Raw genomic sequence first — 26,651 nt, forward strand, 5'->3', positions numbered from 1 at the left:
CCCTGGGCGGGCCCGCGCGCGACGGCGAACATAGACCGCAATCGAATCACATTGAGGAGCCCTTGAGATGAAGTTGAACCGCCTGGTCGCCCAACTCGCCGTCGTCGGTCTTGCCGCCCATACCAGCGTCGCGCTGGCCCAGAACGACGGCAACCGGCTGGAGCGCGTCGAGGTCACGGGCTCCAGCATCAAGCGCCTCAAGGACGAGGGCGCCCTGCCCATCCAGGTCATCTCGCGCCGTGAGCTCGAGCGCGCCGGCATCGCCTCGGCCGAGCAGATGATCATGCAGCTCAACATCAACGGCAACGGCCTGGACAACCTGGCCGGCAATGCCGACGTGGTGGACGGCGCCGCCCGCGGCAACAACGGCGCCAGCAGCGCCAACCTGCGCGGCCAGGGCAGCAACGCGACGCTGATCCTGCTGAACGGCCGCCGCGTGGCGGCTCACGGCCTGAACGGCGGCGTGGTGGACCTGAACCAGATCCCCTTCGCGGCCCTGGACCGCGTCGAGATCCTGAAGGACGGCGCCTCGGCCATCTACGGCACCGACGCCATCGGCGGCGTCATCAACTTCATCCTGCGGCAGAACTACAGCGGCGTGACCATCAACGCCCTGGCCGACGTGCCGCAGGAAAAGGGCGGCGCCATCTACGGCGCCGCGGTGACGGCCGGCTTCGGCAACCTGGACACCGACGGCTTCAACATCCTGGCCTCGCTGTCGGTGCGCGACAACAAGGTGCTGCGCGGCGACCAGCGCGACTTCGTCAACACCTACCAGCCCGACCGCGGCCTGGCCCCCGACACCCGCGGCACGCCCATCGCGACGCTGTTCGGCGTGGCGGGCACCAAGGAGAACGTGCTGACCGTGACCCAGCCCAACGGCACGCGCAGCAACACCGCCGGCCCGGTGGACTTCGCCAACCCGGCCCTGCGCGTCAACGGCATCAACACCCTGGACCTGCCCGGCGGCGCCGGCTGCTCGTCGGTGGACGGCATGAGCCCCTACCAGGAAGCGCTGTGGGCCACGGCCGCGTCGAAGTACGGCTGCGCCTGGGACACCGGCCGCGCCGCCGTCATCCAGCAGCCGATCAAGAACACCAACCTCGTCACCCGCGCCACCGTCAAGCTGGGCGACCACCAGATCTTCGGCGAGGCCGTGCTGGGCCGCGCCGAGTCGACCAAGAGCTTCTCGCCCAACCAGATCACCAGCGGCACCAACACCGCCAACACCTCGCTGCCCAATGGCACGACGGTGCCCAGCCCCTTCCGCGACCTGCGCTACCCCAGCACCGGCGCGTCCTACAACCAGATCTTCGACGCGCTGGTCAAGTCCTTCCCGGAGCTGGCCGGCAACCGCGGCCTGGGCATGGCCTTCCGCTGGCGCTGCATGCCCTGCGGCAACCGCGAGATCGACACGGTGGCCGACACGGCCCGCTTCCTGGTCGGCGCCGACGGCGCCCTGCCCTTCCTGAAGGACTGGGACTACCGGGTCGGCTTCTCGCGCGCCGAGAGCAAGGGCAGCTCCACCATCGGCAGCGGCTACCACTACTGGGCGCCCTTCGCCAACCTGATCAACACCGGCGTCCTCAACCCCTTCTCGCTGGAGCAGACGCCCGAGGCCATCAAGGCCCTGAATGCGATCTCGGCCGACGGCGTGACGCTGTATGGCGGCAAGTTCACCATGCAGCAGGCCGACGCCACCGTGTCGGGCCCGCTGTTCAAGCTGCCCGGCGGCACCGTGATGGCCGCCGTCGGCGTGGACTCGCGCACCGAGAAGTACAAGTTCGACGGCGACCAGCGCCCCAATGCCAACACCATCGACGCGCTGATTTTCAACGTGCCCTTCGACAACGCGCTGGCCACCGCCGGCACGCTCAAGCGCACCATCAAGGCCGTGTTCACCGAAGTGGCCGTGCCGGTCATGAAGAACATGGAGATCACCGGCGCCATCCGCCGCGACGAGTACACCGGCTTCGGCTCGACGACCAACCCCAAGGTCTCGATCCGCTACAACCCGACGGAGCAACTGCTGTTCCGCGGCGCCTACAGCACCGGTTTCCGCGTGCCGACCTTCAAGCAGATGTTCGACCCGGTGACGCAGAGCACCTTCGTCGGCGCCGACTTCACCGACCCGGCCACCTGCCCCACCCGCGTCGTCTCCAACGCGCCGGGCTGCGCCAGCGTGCGCGACTTCACCACGCTGTTCGGCGGCAAGGCCACCCTCGGCCCCGAGGAAGCCAAGATGTACAGCGCCGGCGTCGTCGTGCAGCCGAGCAAGGACCTGGTGGCCAGCATCGACTGGTGGTCGGTGCGCCGCGAGGGCACCATCCAGTCCTTCGGACTCACGACGCTGGCCGACAACTACCAGTACTTCCAGGACAACTTCATCCGCGACGGCAGCGGCAAGATCGTCGCCGTCGACACCCGCTATGTGAACGCCGGCGAGACCATCACCAAGGGCCTGGAGTTCAGCACGCGCGGCAGCGCCAATGCCTTCGGCGCAGCCTGGACCGGCGGCTTCGACCTGTCCTATCTGCTCGACAAGAAGTCCCGCCTGGTGCCGAGCGCCCCGATGGGCAGCAGCGAGGTCGGCCGCTTCACGCGCTCCGGCGACCTGGGCATCCGCTGGAAGCACACCGCCACGCTGACCCGCAGCGAAGGCAACTGGGCCGCGACGGTCCAGCATGTCTACCGCACCGGCTACCAGGACTTCGTGCTGCCGGGCGTCGCCAACGGCACGGTCAAGCCGGCCAACTGGAACCCGCGCGTCCCGGCCTACTCGACCATCAACACCAGCCTGGCCTGGAGCGGCATCAAGAACCTGACCATCACGGCCGGCATCAAGAACCTGCTCAACGAAGACCCGCCGTTCAGCGTCACCTACGACACCAACACCGGCGCCGGCTCGAGCTGGGAGCCGCGCGTGGCCGACCCGCGCGGCCGCTCCTACACGCTGCGCGTCGAGTACCGCATGTTCTGAGTTCCTCTGGCTCCTTCTGGAGACTCCCTGCCGGCCCCGGAAGCCGGCTTCCAGCCCCGCCTGTGTCGGGGCTGTTTTTTTATGGGCAGTCGAGAGGCCGCTCAGCAGAGCGCCAGCTTGCGCGCCCCCACGTCCATCTCCGCCATCACTCCCAACGGCAGCGGCCGGTTCGGCTGGCCATGGCCGGAAGGCCAGCCGGCCAGCACCGGGCAGCGCAGCCGGGGCAGATGGTCGGCCAGCACAGCCTCCGGGCTTTCAGCACCGCTGAAGCTGCCGACCAGCAGGCCGGCGATGCGGTCCAGCACGCCGGCGAGGCGCAGCTGGCTCAGCATGCGGTCGACGCGGTAGGGCTCCTCGCTGATGTCCTCGATGAAGAGCAGCGCGCCATCGACGTCCGGCAGATAGGGCGTGCCCAGCAGGGCGCAGAACATCGCGAGATTGCCGCCGATCAGCGGCCCGCGCGCAGCGCCGCCATGGCTCAGCGCATGCGGCGTGGCTTCGCCCACGACGTCACCGGCGCGCCAACCGCGGGCCAGGCGCTCGAACAGCGCGTCGGTGTCGGCCTCGGCGCCGGGCAGTCCCCAGTCGCTGGCCGGCATGGGCGCGTGCAGGGAGGGGATGCCGGCCTGGCTGCGCAGCGCATGCAGCACGGTCAGGTCGCTGTAGCCGATCAGCAGCTTGCGGCTGTGGGCCAGCAGGCCGAGGTCGATGCCATCCATCAGCCGGATGCAGCCCGAACCGCCGCGCAGGGCCAGCACGGCGTCGAAGCGCGGATCGCCAAAGGCCGTGTGCACATCGGCCAGGCGCACGGCATCGGGCGCGGCGAGAAAGTCCAACGGTGGCGGGCCAAAGCAGCTCGGCAGCAGCGTGGGCGCATAGCCGCGTTCACGCAGCCAGCCCTCGACGGGATCGAGCCGGCCCGGCTTGGGCGGGCCGGCCGGCGCGATGACGGCGATGCCGGCGCCCGGGCGCAGCGGCGGGATCAGGAATTCGCCTTCAGCCATGCATGCACCGCCGCACCCAGGGCCGGCACCTTCCAGGTCGTGGACGCCTCGGGGTGCGGCGCATAGCGCATGCCGAGGCTGGTCGTGACTGCGATCAGGTAGTGCAGCTCGCCGTCATGCACGATGCCGGCGTCGCTGGTGTAGTTCTGCGTGTTGCCGGTCTTGTGCGCGAAGCGCGCCGGGATGCCCGGCACCCAGCCCGGCAGGTGGCGCAGGGACTCGCTGCTGAGGTTGTGGTGCAGCTTCTGCGCGTCCAGCGCGCGGCGGATGACCTCGCGGCTGGCGGGGCTGAGCAGTTGCGGCACCGCCGGCGCATCGGCGTCCAGCCGCCACATCAGGCGCAGCGCATCCCAGGCCGTGGTCTGGATCTGGCCCACGCCCGAGCCGGCGCCATTGCCCCAGCCGCCGTCGGGCTGGGTGTTGGCGATCATCAGCCCAGGCAGGCCCGCGGCCTTGAAAGCGTCGTGCATCTCGTTGTGCACCTCGCGGCCGCCTTCGCGGCCCGATTCCCGACGAATGGCACCGCGCTCGTGCAGATGCACGACCAGGGCCGAGGTGGCCTCGTTGCTGCTGACGGTGATCATGTCGAACAGCCAGTCGGCTGTGGCGCGGGTCTTGTCCTTGTAGGCCAGTGGCAGGGCCCAGTCGCTGCGGCCGGCGTCGACGAGGCGGCCGACGCCGACGGCCACCATCATCTTCAACAGCGAGGCCGGATAGGGCGCGACAAAGCGCGGGCCCTGGCCGAACCATGCGGGGAATTCGATGCGGCTCCAGTCCGCGCCGGGCAGCCAGGCGTAGGAGTCGCCCTTGGCATCGCGCACATCGGCGTGGAAGGCGATGTTGGCGACGGCGCCCGTGGCCGGGTCGAAGCGCGCCACCAGGCCCTGGGGATGCTCGCGCGAGAACAGCACATCGGCGCAGACCGGCGCCGCGCCGCCGCGCGGGAAGACGGCCACGGCGAGGTCGATGCTGGGCGGCGCATCCACGGGCTGGCCGCCACGCAGGCTGTCGGCCGTCTGCTCGAAATGCTGGGCGCGCACCGCCGCCAGCAGGGCCTGGGCGAGTTCGTCAGCGGTCACAGCGTGAGGCCTTCAAGTGGCAATGGACTCTCACGGCCCGAGACCAGTTCGGCCACGATATTGGCCGTCGCGAACGAGAACGTGAACCCGAGGGCGCCATGGCCGACATTGAGCCACAGGCCGGGCACGCCGCTGGCGCCGAGGATGGGCGCGCCACTGGGCGTGGCGGGGCGCAGGCCGGCCCAGGGGGTGGCACGGTCGTAGTCGGCGGCATTGGGAAAGGTGGCGCGCACCGAGCGCTGCAGCGAGGCCAGGCGGCCGGCATCCAGGCTGAGGTCGTCGCCGACGAGGTCGACCATGGCCGCGATGCGCAGCTCCTGGCCGATGCGGGCATAGAGGATCTTCTTCTCGAAGTCGGTCACGCTGACCTCGGGCGGACGGTGCACGCCGTTGATGGGCGCCGTCAGGCTGTAGCCCTTGAGCGGGTAGAGGGGCAGCTCGACACCCACGGTGGCGGCCAGCGCCCGGCTTTGCAGGCCGGCGGCGAGGATGACGGCATCGGCGCCGAAGCTGCCCAGCTCGGTCCGCACGCCCAGCACGCCCCCCTGGCCGTCCAGCTGCAGGCCGTCGACACGGACGGCCAGCCGGCCGCGGAAGCCCTCGTGCTGGCTGAGGCGCTCATACAGGGCCGTGCAGAAGGCATGGCAGTCGGCCACCGCCTCGCCGGGCGTGAAGATGCCGCCGGCAAGGGTGGCTTCGGTGTCAGCGAGAGCAGGCTCCAGCGCCACACAGTCGTCATGCGACAGGGCCTGCTCGGCCCCGCTGCCCTTCACGCGGGCGGCCACGCGGGCGAATTCCGCCGGCTTGCGATAGACGACCAGCTTGCCCGGCGAGCGCAGCGCGATGCTGTCGCCCAGCTGGGCCTCGGCCTGCAGGCGCGCGAAGGAGGCCTGGCTGTAGGCGCCCAGCGCCAGCAGGCGCTCGGTGGTGCGGCGGTTGACCGGCCCACGGCAGTTGCGCAGGAAGGCGATCAGCCAGGACCATTGCGCCCAGTTCGCCTCGGGCTTGAAGCGCAGCGGGCCGTCGGGGTCAAGCAGCCAGCGCAGCGCCTTCAGCGGCACGCCAGCGTCGGCCAGCGGCGACACATAGCGGTAGCTGAGCTGGCCGCCATTGGCGCGGCTGGCGCCCTGGGCCACCTCGCCGTCGCGCTCGACCAGCGTGACCCCATGGCCACGCTCCAGCAGCGCCCAGGCGGTGGTCAGGCCCACCACCCCGCCGCCAATCACCACGCAATGCTTCATCCTGCCCTGGGCCATTTGTCTTGGCCGGCAGCGTAAAGACGCTCAGGAGGCGCAGCCAATGAAAGCGGCGGCTGCGGCCATCACCCCGCGTTATGGCGCAAGGGCCCTGGGAGGCTGTTCGCGCGGGTCGAGCGCCGGGCCGCCCCAAGCCGGCCCGCTAGGGTGATGTGCTTGCGGCTCGACGCCGCAAGCATCGCCGTCCCCTCGGGGGCTGAGGCCGGACACGGCAAGTCCTGTGGACTTGTCGTGCCTGCCGAAGCTCTGCGGCCGCTGGCCGCAGAGCGGTCCCGACTGGGCTCGCCCGCGTTCAGCGGCGCGAGACCAGGCGAGGGGCTTCAGGTCATGCCAGCACGGCCGCCATGGCTTCCGCCGTGGCCTCGACATTGCGGGTGTTGAGCCCGGCCACGCACATGCGGCCCGAGCGCAGGATGTAGACGCCGAACTCGGTCTTGAGGCGCTCCGCCTGGTCGGCCGTGAGGCCGGTGTAGCTGAACATGCCGCGCTGGGTCAGGAAGTAGCTGAAATCGCGGCCCGGCAGCTTGGCGGCGAGGACATCATGCAGCTGGCGGCGCATGTACTGGATGCGCTCGCGCATGTCCTTGACCTCGGCCTCCCACATCGCGCGCAGCTTGGCATCGGTCAGCACCTTGGCAACGATCTGGCCGCCGTGCATGGGCGGGTTGGAATAGTTGCGGCGGATCATGAACTTCATCTGGCCCAGCACGCGGGCGGCCTGGTCGGCATCCGGGCAGACCACGCTCAAACCACCGCAGCGCTCGCCGTACAGGCTCATGCTCTTGGAGAAGCTGTTGGCGATCAGGAAGGACAGGCCTTCGTCGGCCAGCAGGCGGGGTGCGAAGGCGTCTTCCTCGATGCCGTCGCCATAGCCCTGGTAGGCCAGGTCCAGGAAGGGCAGCAGCTGGCGCTCGCGGATGACGGGCACCAGGGCGCGCCACTGGTCCTGCGTCAGGTCGACGCCGGTGGGGTTGTGGCAGCAGGCATGCATCAGCACGACGCTGCGGACCGGCAGGGCCTGGAAGGCGGCCAGCAGGGCGTCGAAGCGCACGCCGCCGGTGGCCGGGTCGTAATAGGGGTAGGTCTCGCAGACATGGCCCGAGCCCTCGAAGACGGCGCGGTGGTTGTCCCAGGTCGGCTCGGACAGGTAGATCTTGCTGTCGGGGAAATAGCGCTTCAGCAGGTCGGCACCGACCTTGAGGCCGCCGCTGGAGCCCACGCCCTGGATGGTGGCGATGCGGCCGGCCTTGATGGCCGGGTGGCCGGCGCCGAACAGCAGGGCCTGCACGGCGCTGCGGAAGTTGGCGGCACCCTCCATGGGCAGATAGGGCCGGGCACCGGCGGCTTCGACGACGGCCAGCTCGGCGGCGCGCACCGAGGGCAGCATGGGGATGCGGCCGTCGTTGTCGAAATAGATGCCGATGGACAGGTTGATCTTGCCGGCGCGGGGGTCCTTCTGGAAGGCCTCGTTGAGGCTCAGGATGGGATCGCCGGCGTAGGCATCGACATGCTCGAACATGGGTGGGGCTCCGTTGGGGAGCCCTGATTATCCAAGCCAGGCGACCCAGCGCCCGTGGGGGTGGCTCCAGCCCAGGATTCGCTCGCCGATCTGGCCCGCCCGGGCCTGGCGCAGCGTCCACAGCGTGGCCGACGCCGCGACCTCGCCCGGTGGCAGGTCCGGCAGGGCGGGCACGGCCGCATCCTGGGCGCTGAGCTGCGGCAGTTCGCCGCAGATCCAGACCAGGCCGTGGCTCAGGGCCAGGCGGTCGACGCTCGCCCGCAACCGGGCCAGGTCGGCCGCGCTGAAGTAATACAGCACCCAGCTGGTCAGCAGCACCGGCTGCATGCCGGCGGGCAGGCCGGCCAGCCAGGGCTCGAGGGCGGCGACGCAGTCATCCGCCTGCACGATGCTGACCGGCAGGGCCGCCACCTGGGCCGCCGCCCGCGCCAGGCGTTCGCGCCGGGCGGCGTCGTGGGGCCAGAGGCAGGCCTGCAGCCAGCGCAGGCCCTCTGCGTCGGCCGGGTCGACGGGCGCCGGGTCCAAGCCATGGCGCAGGGCCAGCCGCCAGCCGACCGCGCCCGGCAGCGGCGCCGCGCCCACCCAGCGCGACTCGATCTCGGCGCGCCGGCCGTCGCGGGCGGGGCCGCGCCCATGCGCGAGGCCGTCGTCCGTCAGATAGCGCAGCGCGTACTGGTCGACGCCCAGGTTGAGGCCGGCGCTGCAGCCCAGGTCCATCAGCGCGAGATGGCGGGCGCCAGTCGCGCGCGCCGCGGCATCCAGGGCAGGCCAGAGGGCGGCGCCGCGGGCGATCTCGTTGGTCTGGGTGGCGCCATGGCGCAGGTGGTTCAGCAGCACCGGCCATTCACGCTGCAGGCAGGCCGACAGCGCGGCGGCCAGGCCGACATCGGGCTCACGGCTGCCACCGGCACTGGCGTAGTAGGCGGCCAGCTCGGGCGCCGTACCGGCCAGCACCCGTTCATGCAGGGCGGCCAGCAGCAGATTGACCTTGCGCTGCTCGGGCGGCGCCTCGGCCAGCAGGGCGACGGCCCGCTCGTCTTCGGCGGCGACGCCGCACAGGGCGACATAGAGGGGCTCCTGGCTGCATCCCTCGCGGCCAAACTGGGTCAGCAGCGCCGACAGGTCCTGTGTTCTTTCCATGCGGCCAGCATAGGCAGGCCCGGCGGCGGCTTGTGTCGGCCAGCCGACAATGCGGCATGGCCCACGCCTCAGCCCTGCAACGTATCTTCGAGGCCCATTTCCCGGGCGTCGCCCTGCCGGCCGACATCGCCGCCGGCATTGCCAGCCGGCGTCTGGCGGACGGCCGCAGCCTCTTCGTGCAGGGCCAGAAGACGACGGCCTTCTATGCGGTGGCGGCCGGCGAGATCGAGACCCGCTTCACGGCCGCCGACGGCACGGTGTCGGTCATCGAGAACGTCGGCCCGCCGCGCCTGTTCGGCCTGGCCGCCTTCGCCGCCGGCCAGCCGTCGGAATACGAGGCCATCGCGCGCGGCGCCAGCGAGGTGCTGATCTTCGGCCGCGAGGCCTACACGCGGCTGATGGACGAGGTGCCCGGCTTCGCGCGCGCCCTGCTGGCCGAGTTCGCGCGCCGCTACGACGGCACGCTGCGCCTGCTGCAGGCGGCGCGCCACCAGAGCGCGGCGGAACGCTTTGGGCTGGCCCTCGCCCAGCTGGCCCGCGAACGCGGCCGCGCGGCCGGCGACGGCTGGACGGAGGTGGTGGCGACGCAGACCGAACTGGCCCGGCTGGCCCATCTGTCCCGCCAGACGGCCAATGAACTGCTGGGCGCCGCCGCAGCGGCCGGCCAGGTCCGGCGTGGCCGCGGCCGCTGGCTTTGGCGATCCAGGTAACGACGGAAACGCCCGTGCAGGACGGCACGCTCAACGGCGGCGTTACAAGTCGCGCGAAGGGCCTTCGCCCGTAAGGTGGCGCCAGCCAAGTTTCTTGCTGGAGTTCATGCCGTGTCCGACATCCAATCCCTCGTCATCGTCGGCGGTGGCGCCACCGGCTGGCTGGCGGCCTGCTTCCTGCAGCGCGCCCTGGGCGCCGTGCGCCAGACGCCGCTGCCCATCACGCTGATCGAGTCGCCGCAGATTGCCGGCATCGACGCGGGCGAGGCCACGCTGCCGACGCTGCGCGGCATCATGCAGGCCCTGGGCGTTCCCGAAAGCGCCCTGTTCGGCGCCACCGATGCGACGCTGAACAATGGCGTGCGCTTCCATGGCTGGCGCCATGGCGGCAGCGCGCCGGGCGATGTCTATGACCACCCTTTCGACGCCCCGCCGCCGTTCAGCGGCTTCGCGACGACGGCGCATTGGCTCAACCTGACGCAGCGCGGCCTGACCCAGCAGCCCATGGCCCAGGCCTGCACGGTGCAGACGACGCTGTTCGACGGCCACCAAAGCCCCAAGCTGATGGACTCGCCCGACTACCAGGCGCCGGTCAGCTACGGCTACCACCTGGACGCCGCCAAGCTCGCCATGCTGCTGCAGCAGACCGCCATCCGCCGCGGTGTGCGCCATGTGCAGGGCGAAGTGGCCCGGGTGGAGAGCAACGCGGCCGGCATCCAGGCGGTCGAGCTCGCCGACGGCCGGCGCTTCGCCGCCAGCTTCTTCGTCGACTGCAGCGGGACGGACTCGCGGCTGCTGCAGCAGGCCCTGGGCGTGCCCTGGGTGTCCTACGCCGATTGGCTGCCCTGCGACCGCAGCGTCACCCTCCCGGTGGCCTACGCCGAGGCCGATCCCGCGCTGCGCAGCCACACCGCCATCACGGCCCAGGCCGCCGGCTGGAGCTGGGAGATCGACCTGCAGAGCCGCCGCGGCACCGGCCTGGTCTACGCCTCGCGCTTTTGCAGCGATGACGAAGCGCTGCAGCGCCTGCAGCAGCTCAATGCCGGCCACCGCGCCCTGGCCACGCCTCATTTCAAGACGCTGCGCGCCGGTCATGCCTCGCGCGTCTGGGAGGCCAACTGCCTGGCGCTGGGCGCCGCCGGCGGCTTTGTCGAGCCGCTGGAATCGACCAGCCTCTACCTCGTCGAATGGGCGCTGCAGATGTTTGTCGACCATGTCGCGCCGTCGGGCAACAGCGCCGCCTGCCGCGACCGGCTGAACCGCCTGGCCGGTGACTTCCATGCGGAGCTGCGCGACTTCATCGTCGCCCACTATGCGCTGTCGCAGCGCCGGGACACGCCGTTCTGGCGCGCCTGCACCGAGGAGGCTTCACTGCCGCCGCGCCTGGCGGAACTGCTGGCGCTGTGGGATGCCAAGGTACCGACGGCCACCGACCTGGACAGCCGGCTGTCCCCTTTCGGCCCCTCCAACTGGTCCTATCTGCTGGCCGGCCTGCACCGCCTGCCCAGCCGCGGCATCGGCCTGGCGGGTCATATCGCGGTGGAAGTCAGCCAGCAGGCCCTGGCCCATGTGCGCGACATCCGCCGCGCGGCCGCCGAGCAGTCACCGACGATGCGGGACTATCTGCGCAGCCAGCGGGATGTGATGCCCCGGGCCACGGCCCACTAGGTCAGGATGCGGCGAGAGCCGCTTCGATGTCCGCGCGGAGCTTTTCCGGCGGGTCATTTGGCGCATAGCGCTTGATCACCTGGCCGTCGCGGCCGATCAGGAACTTGGTGAAGTTCCACTTGATGGCCTCGGTGCCGAGGAAGCCGGGTTTCTCGCTCTTCAGGAACTTCCACAGCGGATGGGCCTCGCCGCCGTTGACCCTGATCTTCTCCATCATCGGGAAGCTGACGCCGTAATTGAGCTCGCAGAAGCTCGCGATCTGGTCGTTGCTGCCCGGGTCCTGGCCGCCGAATTCATTGCTGGGAAAGCCGATCACGACCAGCCCCTTGGGGCCGTAGTCTTCCCAGAGCTGCTCCAGGCCCTTGAACTGGGGCGTGAAGCCGCATTCGCTGGCGGTATTGACGATCAGCAGCACCTTGCCGCGCTGCGAGGCGAGGTCGGCCGGCTCGCCACGGATGGAAACGGCCTGGAAGTCGAAGACGCTCTCGCTCATGGGCTTCCTCCCTAGAAAGGACGCCCATGCTAACCGCGGGCAGGCCCGAGGGTTTGTAGCATGGCGCCGCGCGCGCGGCTGGCCTTCCAATCGCGCGAACTTCGATCGCCGCCTCCTCGGGGCGCCGCACGGTCAGCAACTTCGGATCACCCCCTTCATGGATCACCTGGCTTGCTTCACCCCGGCCGATCTGGCCGGCCGCACCCCGCCCGACTTCAGCACCTTCCGCTGGAAGCTGCTGGCCCAGGGGGACTCGTGGTTCTCGAATGCGCGCGCCAAGCTCAACGCCCACGCCAACCTGCTGCAGGAGCTGGTCTTCAAGGGCAACACGGCCGCCGTCAACTGCGCCGGCACGGGCAATGCGCTGTCGCACATGGTGGACCTGGAGTCCAGCCCCGACTTCGTGCGCCTGCTGACCGGCCCCGACGCCCCGACCTGGGACGGCATCCTGCTGTCGGTCGGCGGCAATGACCTGATCGCCGCCGCCCGCACGCCGGCCATGAACTGGAATGGCGAGCCCATCCCGCTGGAGCTGCGCCTGCTGCGCCGCCAGACCGAATGGGGAGCCCCCTCGGCCGGCGTCGCGCGCTATTTCTCAGAGCCCGGCTGGGCGACGTATGCGGAGTACATGCGCGCCAACGTCAAGCACCTGCTGAGCCTGCGCAACCAGGGCCCCTCGTCGGGCAAGCCGGTCTTCATGCACTGCTATGCCGTGCCCATGCCACGGCCGGCGGGCGCCGAGGGCGGCGACGACCTGGGCGCCAGCGGCCCCTGGCTCTTCCCGGCACTCAAGGCCTATGGCGTGCCGAGCGCCGACTGGGCGGCCGTCAGCCGGCTGATGGTCTTCCACCTGGCCCAGCTGTTGAAGAGCATGGCGGCCGACAAGGAAGCCTTCCCCGGCCTCTTCATCTTCGACTCGACCGCCGTGCCCCTGGCCCTGGCCGCGCCCGGCTCCACCGGCATCAGCGGCGACTGGCACAACGAGATCCACCTCAACCACAGCGGCTGCTTCAAGATCGCGCGCGCCTGGAGCGAGCACATCGAGATGGTGCTGGAAGGCAAGCACCTGATCCCGGTCCCCACCGGCCGCAAGGGCCGCGGCAGCAGCGCCAACAGCTGACCCCGGCCGGGGCCGCGCTCAGCGGTCCTGCGGGAGATGGTCGGTGCGAGCCAGGTCGAGCAGGTGCTCGACCTCTTCCTTGTGTTCGACCAGATTGCGCTGGTGCCAGCGCCTGATCCACCACATCGTGCCGGCGACGACGACACCGAAGATGGTGATGGCGCCAAAGGCCGACAGGCCGAAGCGCGTCATGGCCGTGTAGAAGGCGCCCAGGCCCAGGATGCAGGCCTGCTCGTTGAAGTTCTGCACCGCGATGCTGCGGCCGGCCCCCATCAGGTTGTGGCCGCGGTGCTGCAGCAGCGCATTCATCGGCACGACCAGGTAACCGCCGATGCCGCCCAGCAGGATCAGGAAGGGCGCCGCCACCCACACGTTGTGGATGAAGTTCATGAAGATGACCAGCAGGCCCATCGCGATGCCCAGCGGGATGACGGCGGTGGCGCGGTCCAGGCGGCAGTAGAGCGATGCGACGACGGCGCCGACGGCCGTGCCGATGGCGACGACACCGACCAGGGACGAGGCCTGCGTCGTGCCATAGCCCAGGGCCGCGGCCGCCCAGGCCAGCACGATGTAGCGCAGATTGCCGCTGACGCCCCAGAACAGGGTCGTCGTGGCCAGCGAGATCTGGCCCAGCTTGTCCTGCCAGAGGCGGCTGTTGCAGGACGAGAAGTCGCGCACCAGGCCCAGGAAGCTGTGCGCATAGGGCTGCAGCGGCGCCGAGGTGCGCGGGATGCGCAGATTGAACAGGGCCGCCAGCACATACAGGCCGACCAGGCTGGCAATCGCCGCCTCGGGGCCGGTGTCGATGCCGGTGTCCAGCATCGGCAGGTCGATGCCCAGCAGCATGTGGGAGATGCGGTCGCCGATCAGCTGGCCGCCCAGCAGCACGCCCAGGATGATGGAGGCGATGGTCAGGCCCTCGATCCAGCCATTGGCCTTGACGAGCTGGGACGGCGGCAGCAGCTCGGTCAGGATGCCGTACTTGGCCGGCGAATAGGCCGCCGCGCCCAGGCCGACGATGGCATAGGCCATCAGCGGATGGGCGCCGAACAGCATCATCAGGCAGCCCACCACCTTGATGGTGTTCGAGAAGAACATCACCTTGCCCTTGGGCACCGCGTCGGCAAAGGCACCGACAAACGGCGCGAGCACGACGTAGAACAGGGCGAACATCGGCACCAGGGCGGCGCGCTGCCACTCGGCGGCGCCGGAGGAACGCAGCAGCTCGACGGCGGCGACGAACAGCGCGTTATCAGCGAGAGAGCTGAAGAACTGCGCCGACATGATCGTGTAGAAACCGCGTTTCATCGGGCGTGGCGCAATCCTGAACTGTCTCTGAGTAGGCTGCCGAGCGGGTGCGGCGCGGGTTTATAGCACGCCCCTAGTTTGTACCGATGAAGGCTTGGACAAGGGCCAAAATGCTTGCATGCCGCGTCCCATCGAAGCCCTGATCCATACCGAAGCCCTCGCTCACAACCTGGGCCGCGCCCGTGCGCAAGCACCCAATGCCCGAGTCTGGGCCGTCGTCAAGGCCAATGCCTATGGTCATGGCATCGAGCGCGCCTTCGAAGGCCTGCGCGCCGCCGACGGCTTCGCGCTGCTGGACCTCGCCGAGGCCGAACGCCTGCGCGCCCTGGACTGGCGCGGCCCCATCCTGCTGCTGGAAGGCGTTTTCGAGCCCCGTGACCTGGAGCTGTGCTCGCGCCTCAAGCTCTGGCATTCGGTGCACTGCGAGGAGCAGATCGACTGGCTGGCCATGCACAAGACCCACGAACCGCACCGCGTCTTCCTCAAGCTCAACTCCGGCATGAACCGCCTGGGCTTCACGCCGGCGGCCTTCCGCGCCGCCTATGCCCGCCTGGAGGCCCTGCCCCAGGTCGATGAGATCGGCCTGATGACGCATTTCTCCGACGCCGACGCCATGCGCCAGGGCGTGGACGGCATCGCCCACCAGCTGGCTGCCTTTGACGCGGTGACCGAAGGCCTGGCCGGCGAGCGCACGATTGCCAACAGCGCGGCCACGCTGCGCCACCCCGGCCGCACGGCCGCCGACTGGGTGCGCGCCGGCATCATGAGCTATGGCGGCGTGCCGGATTTCCCCGAGCACGACGCCGCCCATTGGGACCTGCGCCCGGCCATGACGCTGCGCTCCAAGGTCATAGCCGTGCAGCAGATGCAGCCGGGCGAGACCATTGGCTATGGCAGCGCCTACACGGCCGACAAGGTCACGCGGGCCGGCATCGTCGCCTGCGGCTATGCCGACGGCTACCCGCGCCACGCGCCCACCGGCACACCCATCCTGGTGGACGGCAAGCGCACCCGCACCCTGGGCCGGGTGTCCATGGACATGCTGGCCGTCGACCTGTCGGATCTGCCGGCCAGCGGCTTCGGCAGCGAGGTCACGCTGTGGGGCGAGGGCCCTGTCATTGGCGGCAAGGGCAGCCGCCTGCCCATCGACGAGGTGGCCCAGTCGGCCGGCACCATCGGCTATGAGCTGATGTGCGCCATCACGACGCGGGTCCCGGTTCGGAATGCCTGAAATGAAGCCCCTCGCCCAAGGAGCACCTTGGTCGGTCCCCCGCGGGGACGGCGATGCTTGCCGGATTGACCGGCAACCACATCGCCAGCGCGGGCCGGCTAGGGAGCGGCCCGGCGCTCGGCCCGCAAACCCGGCCGGCCTTGGTAATTGAGATGGATTGGCACCCTAGGCCTGACGAACTCGAGTTCGACGCCATCCGCGCCAGCGGCCCCGGCGGCCAGAACGTCAACAAGGTCAGCAACGCTGTCCATCTGCGCTTCGACATCCGCGCCTCCAGCCTGCCCGAGGCCATCAAGGCGAGGCTGCTGAACTGGGCCGACCAGCGCATCAGCTCGGACGGCATCGTCGTCATCAAGGCCCAGGACTCGCGCAGCCTGGAGCGCAACCGGGCCGACGCCGTCGCCCGCCTCATCGAGCTCGTCCAGGCCGCCGCGCATGTGCCCAAGGCGCGACGGGCGACCAAGCCGACCTATGGCTCCAAGCAGCGCCGGCTGGAGGGCAAGGCCAAGCGCAGCGGCGTCAAGGCCGGACGGGGCCGCGTGCTGGACTGACTCAACCCAGGCAACGGGCGCCCGCCGGTGGCGGCAGGCTCAGGCCCGGCGTCTCCAAGGCGTAGTGCAGGCTGAGCAGTTGCCACCCCTGCGGCCCGAGCTGCCACTGCATGCTGTTGACGCCGGTGTAGGCCGCCTGGGGCTGGGCCGGGTCATGGCGGGTCTGCACCACGCTGTAGACCTGGGCATGGCCGCCGAAGCGGCGCTGCTGGCGCTCGATCTCGCACTCGGAGAGGCCGCGCTCGGCAGCCTGGGCCATGTCGGCCAGGAACTGCGCGGTGGACGAGACGCCCAGCTGCAGGCTGCTGGCCTTCAGCCGTTGGCCGAAGACGCGCGCCTCCGGGTGCAGCAGGCGCTCCAGTGCCTTCACGTCCGAGGCCTGGCCGGGCGCATGCCCGATGGCCCGCCACAAGCCGCTCACCGCCCGGTCCAGGGCCGCCTGGCTGTGCGCGCTGGCGGCGTCGCCCAGTTCGGCCAGCAGCGCGGGCCATGAGACCCGATGGACATGGGCCAGCCCCTGGGCGTCGCCGCGCGTGGAAGCGAAGTAGAGCCACTGCCCGTCGCCGCTGATGGAGGGCGTGAACTCTTGCCCCGGTCCGTTGATGGGCGCCGGCAGGCGCAGGGCGGGACCGAAGCCTTCGCCGACGCGCTCGGCGACATAGAGGTCGGCGCCGCCGCCTTCGGCGCCGAAGCGGTCGCTCCACCACAGCGCATAGCGGCCATCGGGGCTGAGCGTGAAGTCGCTGTTCTGGGCGCTGTCGTTGATGGGTGGCGGCAAGGGCTGGAGGGCGGCGCCGACGCCGTCCACCCGGTAAATGGACAGCTTGCCCTGGCCACCGGGCCGGCTCGCCGCGAAATAGAGGGTCTCGCCATAGCGCTCCGGGCCCAGCTCCTGGCCCGGGCTCTGCCAGGGCTCGGGCAGGCGGCGGGGCTCGCTCCAGCGGCCCTCCTGCCAGCGCGATTCATAGAGGTCCAGGTCGGCGCGCGGGGTGCCGTCGGCGCCGGGCCGGTCGGAGATGAAGCTCAGCAGCCGGCCCTGGTCGCTCAGATGCGGGTCGGAATCGCGCCAGCGCGGATCGCTGAAGGGAGCGGCCTGGGCGGGCTGCCATTGCCCGGCCACGCGACGCTGGATGAAGACCTGCGCCTTCTCGAAGCGCCGGGCCGACCGCGCGAACACCCGCACATCGCCCTGCTCCTGCAGGTTGTAGGCCTGCTGGGCCGGGCCTTCGCCGAGGTCCACGCGCTCCACCACCAGCGCCGCCGCGGACCCGCAGGCCAGACCGGCCGCCAACAACAACGCCATCCACCGCATCGCCATCCTCCTTGCGGCGGCATCCTAGGCAGGCCGCTCCGAGGTCGCCAGGCCGATGCGACAGACTCGCCCCCTGGCGGATGAACTGGGCAGGCTAGGCCTTCGCCGGCCGCGTCGCCACGAAGAGGCTGGCCAGGCACAGCACCATGCCGCCCACGGCCAGCGGCGTGGCCTGCCAGCCCTCCAGCACCGCCGACACGACCAGGGCGATGACCGGCACCATCACGCCGATCAAGGCCGCGTGCGCCGGCCCGCGGCGCTCCACCAGGCGGTAATACAGCGTGAAGGCGATGACCGAGCCGAAGGCGGCCAGGTAGACCAGGCTGCCCACATAGGTCCAGGCGCCGTCAAAGCGCAGGCCGTGGCCCTGGACCAGGGACATCACGAGCAGGAAGACGGCTCCATAGCCCATGCTCCAGGCCAGCACCGGCACCAGGGGCAGGCCGCGGCGCGTCAGCACGATGGTGAAGAAGCCGCCGATGCAGGCCACGACGACGGCGAAGAAGCTCAAGCCCAGGCCCAGGGCCGCATCCGGCCGCGCGCCGGTCGACGCCAGCTCGGGCCAGAAGACCAGGGCCACGCCCAGCACCGCGCCGCTGGAGGCGACCAGGAAGCGCCGGCTCACGGGCTGGCGCCACAGCAGCCAGGCCACGAAGGCGTTCATGAACACCAGCAGGCAGAACAGCACGGCCACCAGGCCGCTGGGCACATAGCGCTCGGCTTCGTAGATGGCCCAGTAGTTGCCGGCGTACTGGATGACGCCGGTGCCCAGCATGTAGAGGTGGGAATAGCCCGGCAGCTTCAGCGACGCGCCCTGCCAGCGGGCCAGGCCGGCCAACATCAGGGCCGACAGCGCAAAGCGCCAGCCGACCGAGGTCAGCACCGGCACCTCGGAGGCCAGCTGGTAGAGGATGACGTGCCAGGTGCTGGCCCAGATCAGCACCGGGGCCAGGAAGAGGAACCAGGTGGGCAGGCGGCCGGACTTGTTCTCCGCCGTCATCAGGCCGCGCGCTTGAACGTGGCCAGCAGGGCACCCGCCGCGACGAAGAGGGAGCCGAAGACGCGGTTCATCATCCTGATGTGGCCCTCGCTTTTCAGCGCCGCCAGCACGCGCGCGGCCAGGGCCGTGTAGCCGGCCATCACCACCAGGTCGGTGAAGGCCAGCGTGGAGCCGATGACGAGATATTGCGGCGCCAGCGGCGCGTGCAGGTCCAGGAACTGCGGCACGACGGCCAGCAGGAAGACCGTGCCCTTGGGGTTGACGGCATTGATGCCCCAACCACGCAGCACCAGCTGGCGGCGCGTGACGCTGGCGGCGCCGTCATCCGCCGCGGCCAGCGGCCTGGCCGGCGCCCGCCATTGCTGCACGCCGAGGTAGATCAGATAGGCCACGCCGGCCCATTTGACGATGGCAAAGCCCAGCGAGGAAGCGGCGATCAGCGCGCCCAGGCCGGCGCTGACGAGGATGACCTGGGTCAGGATGCCGAGGATGAGGCCGAAGGTCATGAAATACCCGCGCTTGAAGCCATGCGACAGGCCCGCGCTCATGGCCGCGACCGCGCCCGCGCCGGGCGACAGGCTGATCGCCCAGGACGCCGCGAAAAAGGCCAACCAGACCGAGAACTCCATGTCGGGCTCCATCCACAAACCAACGGATTCGAAGTGTCCCATGCGGGCCAAAGCCCCCATCAGAATCCGCCCATGCGCCGCGATCCCGAACCCGCCCCCTCGGCCCACCGCCACGCCCTCGGCACGCGCCGCTGGCTGCAGGCCCACCGCTGGCTGCGCCTGCATGTCGGCCTGATCGCGCTGTGCTGCCTGGCCTGCCTGTGGAGCTGCGGCGCCCTGCTGCGCAAGCTGGGCGTCGACACGCTGTCGCTGCGCTTCGCGCTGAGCCTGGCCATCAGCTATGCCGTCTATCTGGGCCTGCTGCGGCTGTGGGCGGCCTGGTTGCTGAGCCGCGAGGACGCCGGCGTGGCGGAAGCCCTCGATGTGGCCGACGTGGCCGCCGATGCCGGCCTGGCTGACGGGGTCGGCAGCGTTTTCGAAGCGGCCTCAGGCCTGGACGAAGGCGCCCTCGTGCTGCTGCCGATTGCGGCCGTCGTCGCCATGGCATTCGCGCTGGCGGCGCTGCTGGGCGCGGGGGTGAGCCTGCTGTTCGGCGTCGAGGTGCTGATGGCCGTGTCCGTCGAGGTGGCCCTGGCCGCCTTCGCCGCGGGCCTGGCCTGGCGGCACCAGCGCCAGTTCGAGCGCGGCGGCTGGCTGCGCTGCGCGCTGCAGCACACCTGGGTCGGCGCCCTGGTCGTCGTGCTGGCCGGCAGCGCCCTCGGTGCGGCGCTGGATCGCTGGATGCCCGAGGCCGAGTCGCTGCCCCATGCCGTCAGGATCTGGCGCACGCACTGACGACAATGGCCGCATGGCCACCCCCAAAAGCATCTACACCTGTACCGAGTGCGGCGGCAGCAATGCCAAATGGCTGGGCAAATGCCCGCACTGCGGCGCCTGGAACACCTTGACCGAAACGGCCGCCGAACCGACAGGCGGCGCCAAGAACCGCTACCAGTCCCTGGCCAGGAGCCAGCCGGTGGCGACGCTGTCCGAGATCGAGGCCAGTGACTTCGACCGCACGCCCACCGGCCAGGAGGAACTGGACCGGGTGCTGGGCGGCGGCATCGTCGCCGGCGGCGTCGTGCTGATCGGCGGCGACCCGGGCATCGGCAAGTCGACGCTGCTGCTGCAAGCGGTCGAGTCGCTGTCGCAGACGGTCAAGGTCCTCTATGTGACCGGCGAGGAAAGCGGCGCCCAGGTCGCCATGCGCTCGCGCCGGCTGGGCCTGTCGGGCACCAAGGTACGCGTGCTGGCCGAGATCGGCCTGGAGAAGATCCTCGCCACCATCGAGGCCGAGGAACCCGATTTCTGCGTCATCGACTCCATCCAGACCCTCTACTCCGAGCAGCTGACCTCGGCGCCTGGCTCGGTCGCCCAGGTGCGCGAATGCGCGGCCCAGCTGACGCGCACGGCCAAGGCGCGCGGCTGCTCCATCGTGCTCGTCGGGCATGTGACGAAAGAGGGAGCTCTCGCGGGCCCGCGAGTCTTGGAGCACATCGTCGACACGGTGCTGTATTTCGAGGGTGACACCCACTCCAGCTTCCGCCTGGTGCGCGCCATCAAGAACCGCTTCGGTGCCGTCAACGAAATCGGCGTGTTCGCGATGACCGAGAAGGGACTCAAGGGCGTGGCCAACCCGAGCGCCATCTTCCTGTCCACCCACGCCGAGCCGGTGCCGGGCAGCTGCGTGCTGGTCACGCTGGAAGGCACGCGCCCCCTGCTGGTGGAGCTGCAGGCGCTGGTGGACAGCGGCGGCGTCAGTCCGCGGCGGCTGTCCGTCGGCCTGGACCGCGACCGCCTGGCCATGCTGCTGGCCGTGCTGCATCGCCATGCCGGCGTGGCGACGGGCGACCAGGACGTCTTCGTCAACGCCGTCGGCGGCGTGCGCATCAGCGAGCCGGCGGCCGACCTGGCCGTGCTGCTGGCCATCCAGAGCAGCCTGCGGGGCCGGGCCTTGCCCAAGGGCTTCATCGCCTTCGGCGAGATCGGCCTGGCCGGCGAGGTGCGCCCCGCGCCGCGCGGCCAGGAGCGGCTCAAGGAAGCCGCCAAGCTGGGCTTCAGCGTCGCCGTGGTTCCGAAGGCCAACGCACCCAAGAAAGCCATCGAGGGGCTGACCATCCATGCCGTCGAACGCGTCGAGCAGGCCATCGAAGTGCTGCGCGGAATTGTCTGAACTGGTTTCCATGGTGCACGCCGGCGCAAAGTCTGCTTAGGATGGGGGCTCCACGGAGGAGCCCCTACATGTCCGACCCCGCCAACCTCAGGCAGTACCCGCGCACCGACTTTCTCGCCGCCCAGCACGACGCCGACTCCCTGCCGGGCTGGGTCTTCAAGCCGGTGCAGTTCAGCCAGGGGCCGGCCGGCCTGGTGCTGAACATGAGCGACGGCGGCCTGCAGGTGCTGACCAGCGCCGCCGAGCCGCTGACGGACGACAAGTACGAGGTCGTGCTGCTGCTGGGCCGCTCCGACATGGACGACGAGGAGGAGCAGGTGTCCTGGTTCAACGGCGTCGTCGAGCGCAAGTGGTCGCGCCCCGTGCCTCGCATGGGCATCCTGCACGGCATGAGCTTCACGGCGCGCAACTCCACGGCCGAGCAGTTCCTGAACGGCCACCAGGACGCGCTGGAGTCCGGCCAGTGGGTGCGTTGCGTGCTGCTCAAGGTGAACAAGTAGGCCGGTCATGGACCAATACGGCCGCCTGCTCGACCATGTGCATCTGCGCGTGAGCGACCTGGCGGCCAGCCGGCGCTTCTACCGTGCGGCCCTCGAGGCGATCGGCCGGCTGGAGGCCTTCGGCGAAGCGGCGGGCTGCTTCTACGCCGACGAGTTCTATGTCGACGAGGCCCAGGGGCGGGTCTCGCATGTGCACCTGGCCTTCCAGGCCCGCAGTGAAGAGGAAGTGCGGCGCTTCCACGCGATGACGCTGTCCGCCGGCGGCCGCGACCAGGGCGCGCCGGGGCCGCGCCACTACCACCCCGGCTATTACGCGGCCTTCGTGCTGGACCCCGACGGCAACAACATCGAGGCCGTCTACCACGGCCCGACGCAGCGAACAGCCGACAGCGTCGAAGTGACTCGGCTCTAGGATGTGCGCCATGAGCGCACTCCCGCAACCGCCCTACTACGCGGTCATCTTCACCAGCCAACGCACGCCAGTGGACGGCGGCTATGGCGACATGGCCGACCGCATGGTGGCCCTGGCCTCTGAGCAACCCGGCTATCTGGGCGTGGAAAGCGCCCGCGGCGAGGACGGCCTCGGCATCACGGTCTCCTACTGGCGCAGCCCCGAGGACATTGCCGCCTGGCGCCGCGACGCCGAGCACAAGGTCGCCCGCGACACCGGCCGCAGCGACTGGTACCAGCACTACACGCTGCGCGTGGCCAAGGTCGAGCGCGCCTATGCCTGGACGCGCGAAGACGGACTGAAGGACCCGCTGCCATGAACCCCTGGATCGGTGTTGGACTGGCCCTCGCGGCCCTCATCATCGGCGGCGCCCTGCTCGGCTGGCAGGGCGTCATCTTCGCCACCACGGGCATCATCTTCTGGCTGCTGCTGCAGATCTCGCGGCTGATGCGGGTCATGAAAAAGGCCGGCGCCGCGCCCCTGGGCTCGGTGGCCAATGCCGTCATGCTTTCAGCCAAGCTGCACGCCGGCATGAAGCTGGTCGACCTGATCGGCCTGGCCGGCAGCCTGGGCGTGAAACAGGCGCCCGAGACCTTTGTCTGGCGCGACGCCGGCGGGGACGCCGTGGAAGTCAAGCTCGTGAAAGGCAAGCTCGTCGAGTGGCGGCTGATACGGGCGGACGGCTCTTCGTAAAATCGCCGGTTTTCACCCAGCCCCTGGAGTACCCGATGGTTCCCGCCCCCCTGCACGACCGCGACGGCAAGATCTGGATGGACGGCGAGCTCGTCGACTGGCGCGACGCCAAGATCCATGTGCTGACCCACACCCTGCACTACGGCTGCGGCGCCTTCGAAGGCGTGCGCGCCTACGACACCGTCAACGGCACGGCCATCTTCCGCCTGCAGGAGCACACCCAGCGCCTGTTCAACAGCGCCAAGATCCTGCGCATGAAGATCCCCTTCTCGCAGGAGCAGGTCAACGAGGCCCAGCGCGAGGTCGTCAAGGCCAACGGCCTGAAGAGCGCCTATCTGCGCCCGCTGATCTGGATCGGCTCCGAGAAGCTGGGCGTCAGCCCCAAGGGCAACCAGGTCCACCTGATGGTGGCCGCCTGGAGCTGGGGCGCCTACCTGGGCGAGGACGGCATGAAGCGCGGCATCCGCGTCAAGACCAGCTCCTACACCCGCCACCACGTCAACATCACGATGACGCAGGCCAAGACGGTGTCCAACTACACCAATTCCATCCTGGCCAATATGGAAGCCGTCGACGAGGGCTATGACGAGGCCCTGCTGCTGGACGCCTCGGGCTTCGTGTCCGAAGGCGCGGGCGAAAACCTCTTCGTCATCAAGGGCGGCGTCGTCTACACGCCCGACCTGTCGGCCGGCGCGCTGAACGGCATCACCCGCAACACCATCTTCGCGATCTGCCAGGACCTGGGCCTCAAGCTGGTCGAGAAGCGCATCACCCGCGACGAGGTCTATATCTGCGACGAGGCCTTCTTCACCGGCACCGCCGCCGAAGTGACGCCCATCCGCGAGCTGGACCGCGTCGAGATCGGCTCGGGTGAATATGCGGGTCGTCGCGGCCCCATCACCGAAAAGATCCAGTCGGCCTTCTTCGACATCGTCAACGGCCGCAACCCCAAGTACGCCGAGTGGCTGACTTCAGTTTGAGCCCCTCGCCCAGCCTCGCGTCGCTGAACGCGAGCGAGTCTGGTCGGTCCCCCGAGGGGACGGCGATGCTTGCGGCATTGAGCCGCAAGCACATCGCCAAACGCGGGCCGGCTAGGGAGCGGCCCGGCGCTCGGCCCGCTGGCAATGCACGCTGCGAAACGCACAACTGACGAGAAAACATGAGCACCACCACCACGCCCGCCGCCACCGTCGAAGTGACGGCCAAGGACTGCAACGACAACGGCACCGTCTTCTGCCCCAATCCCAAGATGGCGCTGTGGAGCAACCATCCCAAGGTCTTCATCGACCTGACCCACGGCGGCCAGGGCCAATGCCCGTACTGCGGCACCGCCTACAAGCTCAAGGCCGGCGAGGTCCTCTCCTCCGGCCACTGAGTTCAGCGCGCCAACGCGGCGGCCCTGCGGCTGCCGCGGCGCTGGCTGTCCAGGTCGGCCTCCAGCGCCCGCTCCGCCACTGACAGCGGCTTCACCACCCCCATCGCCAGGGCGCCCTGGTCCAGGTTCTGGCCCCAGCTCAGGCCGGCGCGCAGTGGCGTCGGCGCCGCCAGGCCATTGGTGAAGCCGGCCGGCAGCCACGGCATGGTCTGGGCCAGCACCAGGGCCACGCGCGGCTTGATGGCCGCATCGCCGACACGGCCACGCTGGCCCCAGCCGACGACCAGGTCGGCGCTCGTGCCTCCCATCGGCAGTGCCGGCGTGACGGCCACGTCGCGCAGCACGCCATGGCGCAATTGCATCAACGCCTCCTCGGCCAGCATGGCCGTGTCCTCGCGCGGCACGGTCTGGCCGGCGGGCATGGAATAGCTGTACTCGTCGGTGACCCGGTCGCTGCTGAAGAAGCGCGTGATGTCTTCCGGCTGGTAGCCGCGCTGCGTCGCCGTGGACGCCACGCCGAAGAACTGCACCCGGCCCAGGTCGACCATGTCCTGTGAGTAGAAGGGCAGCTGGTTGCGCAGCTGCTCGGACGCCGTGTTGGCCGGCACCGCCTCGTAGACGCGCAGGCCACCGTTCACCAGCAGATGCACGCGCGGCGGCAGGAAGTCGTTGGCGTGGGTCAGCTCGTGATACAGCAGCCGGCCCAGGGCCGGGATCAGCGCGGCGCTGTCGCGCGAGGCGCGCTCCAGCACGGGCGGACGGCCGCCGGCCGACTTGTTGCCCTGCACATAGCGCCACAGCATGGTGTAGGCGAGGTCGTTGCCGTACTCGGCCCGCGGGTCGGGCGCCTCGCTGACCGTGTCGCGCTCGGCTGCCGTCTGCCAGAGGTAGTCGGCGTCGAGATAGATGGCGCCGGTGGCGCTCCAGTAGAAAGCCGGCCGCACCCGGGCGCCGATGACGACGGCCGTGGTGGCGTTGAGCAGGCGGCGGAAGTCGCCATTCCCGTCCTGCTCGCGCAGGAAGGCTTCGAAGCGCTGGCCCATCCAGTCGTTGGACACCAGCACCCGCGCCATGACCTGCTCCACCGTCGGCAGCTCGCCGCGGGTCTCGGTGCCCAACAGGGGCAGGCGGCTCAAGTTGCAGAGATTGGCGTTGTTGAGCGCCGGCGTGTAGATGCACTCGCGCAGCGCCGCGGCATGCGCGCTGGCCGCCACATAGGGATAGACGCGCGAGGACAGATTGCCCGAGCCGAACAGCGGCGACGCGGCCGGCGGCGGCGGGGCCTGCACCAGCAGGCTGAACTCCTGGCTGAGGCTGCGCCCGTCGGCCAGCGTGACCTCGGCGCGCAGGCGCAGCAGGCTGTCCTCGCTGACCGTGGGTGCCGTGAAGATGACGCGCCATTGGGCCGCGTCGCCCAGGTTGGCGTCGGGGCCGTCGACGCGGCTCCAGCGCACGCGCGCCGCCGCGTAGTCGGCCACGGCCAGGCCGTCGACCCAGGCGCGCAGCGAGGTCTGGCCGCCCGCCCACACCGAGGGCTCGCCGCGGATCAGCAGCGTGGCCGCCTCGGCGGCGCCGGCGTTGATCTCGGCCTGGCCGCTGTGGCTGGCGCCCCTGGCGTCGGTGAAGTCCACGCTGAAGGCATAGCGGCCCGCTGCTGCGGGGGCGAGGCTGAGGGACTGGGAGCGCGCCGAGGCCAGGGCCAGGGTGGCGCCGGCCGTCTGGCGCCATTGCACGGTCTCAAGCCGCGAGCCGGCGCAGGCCAGCAGCGCCAGCTCCTGGTTGCGCCCGGCGCTGGCCGTGGCGGGCAGGGCCAGGCGGGCCACGGAGCCGCTGAGGCATTGCGTGCCCAGCGGCGGCACCGGAGTCGGCCCGGGCGGCGGCGTCGAGTCGCCGCCGCCTCCTCCGCCACAGGCCGTCAACAACAGACACAGCAAGGCCGGAACAAGCGTCTTGAACAGAAGCATGGGTTGAGTCGGGCAGCGTGATGACCGCGCCAATGTAGCCGCCGGCCAACTTCCTACAATCGCGCCATGCCCCGCTCCGCCGCCCAGACCGCCGCCCTGCTCGCCTCGCCCGATGACACCGAGGCCCAGTTCTACGAGGCCCTGCAGCATGCCGACCTCGACCACCTGATGGCCCTGTGGGCCGATGACGAGGAAGTGGCCTGCGTCCACCCGGGCGGCCCGCGCATCGTCGGCCTGAGCGCCATCCGCGCCGCCTTCGAGGCGGTCTTCCAGCGCGGCGCCGTCAGCGTCCATCCCGAGCGCGTGCGCCGCCTGCACAGCGGCGACTGCGCCATCCACCACGTGCTGGAGCGCGTGCAGCTGCATGGCGAAGCCCAGCAGTCCTGGGTCATCGCGACCAATGTCTATCTGAAGACGGCGCTGGGCTGGCGCCTGGTGCTGCACCACGCCAGCCCGGGCAATGCGGGCGATGTCCAGGAGCTCGTCGCCGACGCCGGCACGCTGCACTAGGAGGTC

26 protein-coding genes are annotated in these 26,651 nt (G+C 70.2%); 15 read left to right on the forward strand and 11 right to left on the reverse strand.

The genetic code is table 11. The features are described from left to right. The first annotated feature begins 67 nt into the window (after nt 1-67). Nucleotides 68-2,980, forward strand: coding sequence for a TonB-dependent receptor plug domain-containing protein (locus AC07OY_RS25745; protein ID WP_495045443.1), 2,913 nt, complete (start codon nt 68-70; stop codon nt 2,978-2,980). A gap of 101 nt (nt 2,981-3,081) precedes the next feature. Here the strand turns inward: AC07OY_RS25745 and AC07OY_RS25750 are convergent, their stop codons facing one another. The 5 genes from AC07OY_RS25750 to AC07OY_RS25770 all read right to left on the reverse strand — a co-directional run bounded on the left by AC07OY_RS25750 (nt 3,082) and on the right by AC07OY_RS25770 (nt 8,978). Continuing rightward, complete coding sequence (locus tag AC07OY_RS25750; protein ID WP_495045444.1) at nt 3,082-3,984, reverse strand: S66 peptidase family protein; 903 nt, start codon at nt 3,982-3,984, stop codon at nt 3,082-3,084. Further along, a complete protein-coding gene (locus AC07OY_RS25755) occupies nt 3,963-5,063 on the reverse strand; it encodes a serine hydrolase (protein ID WP_495045445.1) in 1,101 nt (366 codons plus the stop codon). The genes AC07OY_RS25750 and AC07OY_RS25755 overlap by 22 nt, the downstream gene beginning before the upstream one ends. Continuing rightward, nucleotides 5,060-6,304 (reverse strand): D-amino acid dehydrogenase, encoded by a 1,245-nt coding sequence (locus tag AC07OY_RS25760; protein WP_495045446.1) that lies wholly within the window; start codon nt 6,302-6,304, stop codon nt 5,060-5,062. Before AC07OY_RS25760 ends, AC07OY_RS25755 begins: the two co-directional genes overlap by 4 nt. Before the next feature lie 340 nt (nt 6,305-6,644). Further along, on the reverse strand, nt 6,645-7,838 hold the full coding sequence (locus AC07OY_RS25765; RefSeq protein ID WP_495045447.1) for an amino acid aminotransferase: 1,194 nt from the start codon (nt 7,836-7,838) through the stop codon (nt 6,645-6,647). A gap of 27 nt (nt 7,839-7,865) precedes the next feature. Beyond that, nucleotides 7,866-8,978, reverse strand: coding sequence for a DUF2332 domain-containing protein (locus tag AC07OY_RS25770; protein ID WP_495045448.1), 1,113 nt, complete (start codon nt 8,976-8,978; stop codon nt 7,866-7,868). Between the two features lie 56 nt (nt 8,979-9,034). Here AC07OY_RS25770 and AC07OY_RS25775 point away from each other — a divergent pair, with 56 nt between their 5' ends. Then, nucleotides 9,035-9,688, forward strand: a complete 654-nt coding sequence (locus AC07OY_RS25775) for a Crp/Fnr family transcriptional regulator (RefSeq protein WP_495045449.1) — start codon at nt 9,035-9,037, stop codon at nt 9,686-9,688. 111 nt (nt 9,689-9,799) lie between these two features. Then, nucleotides 9,800-11,356 carry a tryptophan halogenase family protein gene (locus AC07OY_RS25780; RefSeq protein WP_495045450.1) on the forward strand — a complete coding sequence of 519 codons (1,557 nt, stop codon included), beginning with the start codon at nt 9,800-9,802 and terminating at the stop codon, nt 11,354-11,356. Between the two features lies 1 nt (nt 11,357). On the opposite strand, the gene AC07OY_RS25785 is transcribed toward AC07OY_RS25780, so the two are convergent. After that, a complete protein-coding gene (locus AC07OY_RS25785) occupies nt 11,358-11,849 on the reverse strand; it encodes a glutathione peroxidase (protein ID WP_495045451.1) in 492 nt (163 codons plus the stop codon). 157 nt (nt 11,850-12,006) lie between these two features. Here AC07OY_RS25785 and AC07OY_RS25790 point away from each other — a divergent pair, with 157 nt between their 5' ends. Then, nucleotides 12,007-12,969 (forward strand): hypothetical protein, encoded by a 963-nt coding sequence (locus AC07OY_RS25790; protein WP_495045452.1) that lies wholly within the window; start codon nt 12,007-12,009, stop codon nt 12,967-12,969. An 18-nt stretch (nt 12,970-12,987) separates the two neighbouring features. Here AC07OY_RS25790 and lplT read toward each other — a convergent pair whose 3' ends face one another. Then, entirely contained in the window at nt 12,988-14,277 is a 1,290-nt protein-coding gene (gene lplT / locus AC07OY_RS25795) for a lysophospholipid transporter LplT (protein WP_495045453.1), read from the reverse strand. A 118-nt stretch (nt 14,278-14,395) separates the two neighbouring features. Here lplT and alr point away from each other — a divergent pair, with 118 nt between their 5' ends. Next, nucleotides 14,396-15,508, forward strand: coding sequence for an alanine racemase (alr, locus tag AC07OY_RS25800; RefSeq protein ID WP_495045454.1), 1,113 nt, complete (start codon nt 14,396-14,398; stop codon nt 15,506-15,508). A gap of 152 nt (nt 15,509-15,660) precedes the next feature. Continuing rightward, nucleotides 15,661-16,059: an alternative ribosome rescue aminoacyl-tRNA hydrolase ArfB gene (arfB, locus tag AC07OY_RS25805; RefSeq protein ID WP_495045455.1), complete on the forward strand. Its 399-nt coding sequence runs from the start codon at nt 15,661-15,663 to the stop codon at nt 16,057-16,059. Nucleotide 16,060: 1 nt separating this feature from the next. Here arfB and AC07OY_RS25810 read toward each other — a convergent pair whose 3' ends face one another. The 3 genes from AC07OY_RS25810 to AC07OY_RS25820 form a co-directional block, all read right to left on the reverse strand. Beyond that, a complete protein-coding gene (locus AC07OY_RS25810) occupies nt 16,061-17,362 on the reverse strand; it encodes a hypothetical protein (RefSeq protein WP_495045456.1) in 1,302 nt (433 codons plus the stop codon). 103 nt (nt 17,363-17,465) lie between these two features. Further along, on the reverse strand, nt 17,466-18,371 hold the full coding sequence (locus AC07OY_RS25815) for a DMT family transporter (protein ID WP_495045457.1): 906 nt from the start codon (nt 18,369-18,371) through the stop codon (nt 17,466-17,468). After that, the gene (locus AC07OY_RS25820) at nt 18,371-19,000 is read right to left on the reverse strand and encodes a LysE family transporter (protein WP_495045458.1); all 630 of its coding nucleotides are present in this window, start codon (nt 18,998-19,000) and stop codon (nt 18,371-18,373) included. Before AC07OY_RS25820 ends, AC07OY_RS25815 begins: the two co-directional genes overlap by 1 nt. 72 nt (nt 19,001-19,072) lie before the next feature. On the opposite strand from AC07OY_RS25820, the gene AC07OY_RS25825 reads away from it, so the two are divergent. From AC07OY_RS25825 to AC07OY_RS25860, 8 genes are all read left to right on the forward strand, one after another. Next, complete coding sequence (locus AC07OY_RS25825) at nt 19,073-19,774, forward strand: hypothetical protein (RefSeq protein WP_495045459.1); 702 nt, start codon at nt 19,073-19,075, stop codon at nt 19,772-19,774. 13 nt (nt 19,775-19,787) lie between these two features. Further along, a complete protein-coding gene (radA, locus tag AC07OY_RS25830) occupies nt 19,788-21,152 on the forward strand; it encodes a DNA repair protein RadA (protein ID WP_495045460.1) in 1,365 nt (454 codons plus the stop codon). 68 nt (nt 21,153-21,220) lie between these two features. Next, nucleotides 21,221-21,652, forward strand: a complete 432-nt coding sequence (locus tag AC07OY_RS25835) for a hypothetical protein (protein ID WP_495045461.1) — start codon at nt 21,221-21,223, stop codon at nt 21,650-21,652. Nucleotides 21,653-21,659: 7 nt separating this feature from the next. Continuing rightward, nucleotides 21,660-22,064, forward strand: a complete 405-nt coding sequence (locus tag AC07OY_RS25840) for a VOC family protein (protein WP_495045462.1) — start codon at nt 21,660-21,662, stop codon at nt 22,062-22,064. A 10-nt stretch (nt 22,065-22,074) separates the two neighbouring features. Beyond that, on the forward strand, nt 22,075-22,422 hold the full coding sequence (locus AC07OY_RS25845) for an antibiotic biosynthesis monooxygenase family protein (RefSeq protein WP_495045463.1): 348 nt from the start codon (nt 22,075-22,077) through the stop codon (nt 22,420-22,422). Next, a complete protein-coding gene (locus AC07OY_RS25850; protein WP_495045464.1) occupies nt 22,419-22,796 on the forward strand; it encodes a hypothetical protein in 378 nt (125 codons plus the stop codon). The genes AC07OY_RS25845 and AC07OY_RS25850 overlap by 4 nt, the downstream gene beginning before the upstream one ends. Before the next feature lie 35 nt (nt 22,797-22,831). Then, on the forward strand, nt 22,832-23,776 hold the full coding sequence (locus AC07OY_RS25855) for a branched-chain amino acid transaminase (RefSeq protein WP_495045465.1): 945 nt from the start codon (nt 22,832-22,834) through the stop codon (nt 23,774-23,776). A gap of 179 nt (nt 23,777-23,955) precedes the next feature. Then, nucleotides 23,956-24,171 (forward strand): zinc-finger domain-containing protein, encoded by a 216-nt coding sequence (locus AC07OY_RS25860; RefSeq protein WP_495045466.1) that lies wholly within the window; start codon nt 23,956-23,958, stop codon nt 24,169-24,171. A 2-nt stretch (nt 24,172-24,173) separates the two neighbouring features. Here AC07OY_RS25860 and AC07OY_RS25865 read toward each other — a convergent pair whose 3' ends face one another. After that, nucleotides 24,174-26,135, reverse strand: a complete 1,962-nt coding sequence (locus AC07OY_RS25865; RefSeq protein WP_495045467.1) for a hypothetical protein — start codon at nt 26,133-26,135, stop codon at nt 24,174-24,176. Between the two features lie 66 nt (nt 26,136-26,201). Here AC07OY_RS25865 and AC07OY_RS25870 point away from each other — a divergent pair, with 66 nt between their 5' ends. Then, nucleotides 26,202-26,645 (forward strand): YybH family protein, encoded by a 444-nt coding sequence (locus tag AC07OY_RS25870; protein ID WP_495045468.1) that lies wholly within the window; start codon nt 26,202-26,204, stop codon nt 26,643-26,645. Nucleotides 26,646-26,651: the final 6 nt, after the last annotated feature.

Source organism: Roseateles sp. GW821-FHT09H10 (assembly GCF_059415865.1).

Bases quoted from the DNA above. Each gene is read 5' to 3' on its own strand.
- AC07OY_RS25745 (WP_495045443.1), top strand. From the start codon at position 68: ATGAAGTTGAACCGCCTGGTCGCCCAACTCGCCGTCGTCGGTCTTGCC.
- AC07OY_RS25750 (WP_495045444.1), bottom strand. From the start codon at position 3,984: ATGGCTGAAGGCGAATTCCTGATCCCGCCGCTGCGCCCGGGCGCCGGC.
- AC07OY_RS25760 (WP_495045446.1), bottom strand. From the start codon at position 6,304: ATGAAGCATTGCGTGGTGATTGGCGGCGGGGTGGTGGGCCTGACCACC.
- AC07OY_RS25765 (WP_495045447.1), bottom strand. From the start codon at position 7,838: ATGTTCGAGCATGTCGATGCCTACGCCGGCGATCCCATCCTGAGCCTC.
- AC07OY_RS25770 (WP_495045448.1), bottom strand. From the start codon at position 8,978: ATGGAAAGAACACAGGACCTGTCGGCGCTGCTGACCCAGTTTGGCCGC.
- AC07OY_RS25775 (WP_495045449.1), top strand. From the start codon at position 9,035: ATGGCCCACGCCTCAGCCCTGCAACGTATCTTCGAGGCCCATTTCCCG.
- AC07OY_RS25785 (WP_495045451.1), bottom strand. From the start codon at position 11,849: ATGAGCGAGAGCGTCTTCGACTTCCAGGCCGTTTCCATCCGTGGCGAG.
- AC07OY_RS25790 (WP_495045452.1), top strand. From the start codon at position 12,007: ATGGATCACCTGGCTTGCTTCACCCCGGCCGATCTGGCCGGCCGCACC.
- lplT (WP_495045453.1), bottom strand. From the start codon at position 14,277: ATGAAACGCGGTTTCTACACGATCATGTCGGCGCAGTTCTTCAGCTCT.
- alr (WP_495045454.1), top strand. From the start codon at position 14,396: ATGCCGCGTCCCATCGAAGCCCTGATCCATACCGAAGCCCTCGCTCAC.
- arfB (WP_495045455.1), top strand. From the start codon at position 15,661: ATGGATTGGCACCCTAGGCCTGACGAACTCGAGTTCGACGCCATCCGC.
- AC07OY_RS25810 (WP_495045456.1), bottom strand. From the start codon at position 17,362: ATGGCGTTGTTGTTGGCGGCCGGTCTGGCCTGCGGGTCCGCGGCGGCG.
- AC07OY_RS25815 (WP_495045457.1), bottom strand. From the start codon at position 18,371: ATGACGGCGGAGAACAAGTCCGGCCGCCTGCCCACCTGGTTCCTCTTC.
- AC07OY_RS25820 (WP_495045458.1), bottom strand. From the start codon at position 19,000: ATGGAGTTCTCGGTCTGGTTGGCCTTTTTCGCGGCGTCCTGGGCGATC.
- AC07OY_RS25825 (WP_495045459.1), top strand. From the start codon at position 19,073: ATGCGCCGCGATCCCGAACCCGCCCCCTCGGCCCACCGCCACGCCCTC.
- radA (WP_495045460.1), top strand. From the start codon at position 19,788: ATGGCCACCCCCAAAAGCATCTACACCTGTACCGAGTGCGGCGGCAGC.
- AC07OY_RS25835 (WP_495045461.1), top strand. From the start codon at position 21,221: ATGTCCGACCCCGCCAACCTCAGGCAGTACCCGCGCACCGACTTTCTC.
- AC07OY_RS25840 (WP_495045462.1), top strand. From the start codon at position 21,660: ATGGACCAATACGGCCGCCTGCTCGACCATGTGCATCTGCGCGTGAGC.
- AC07OY_RS25845 (WP_495045463.1), top strand. From the start codon at position 22,075: ATGAGCGCACTCCCGCAACCGCCCTACTACGCGGTCATCTTCACCAGC.
- AC07OY_RS25850 (WP_495045464.1), top strand. From the start codon at position 22,419: ATGAACCCCTGGATCGGTGTTGGACTGGCCCTCGCGGCCCTCATCATC.
- AC07OY_RS25855 (WP_495045465.1), top strand. From the start codon at position 22,832: ATGGTTCCCGCCCCCCTGCACGACCGCGACGGCAAGATCTGGATGGAC.
- AC07OY_RS25860 (WP_495045466.1), top strand. From the start codon at position 23,956: ATGAGCACCACCACCACGCCCGCCGCCACCGTCGAAGTGACGGCCAAG.
- AC07OY_RS25865 (WP_495045467.1), bottom strand. From the start codon at position 26,135: ATGCTTCTGTTCAAGACGCTTGTTCCGGCCTTGCTGTGTCTGTTGTTG.
- AC07OY_RS25870 (WP_495045468.1), top strand. From the start codon at position 26,202: ATGCCCCGCTCCGCCGCCCAGACCGCCGCCCTGCTCGCCTCGCCCGAT.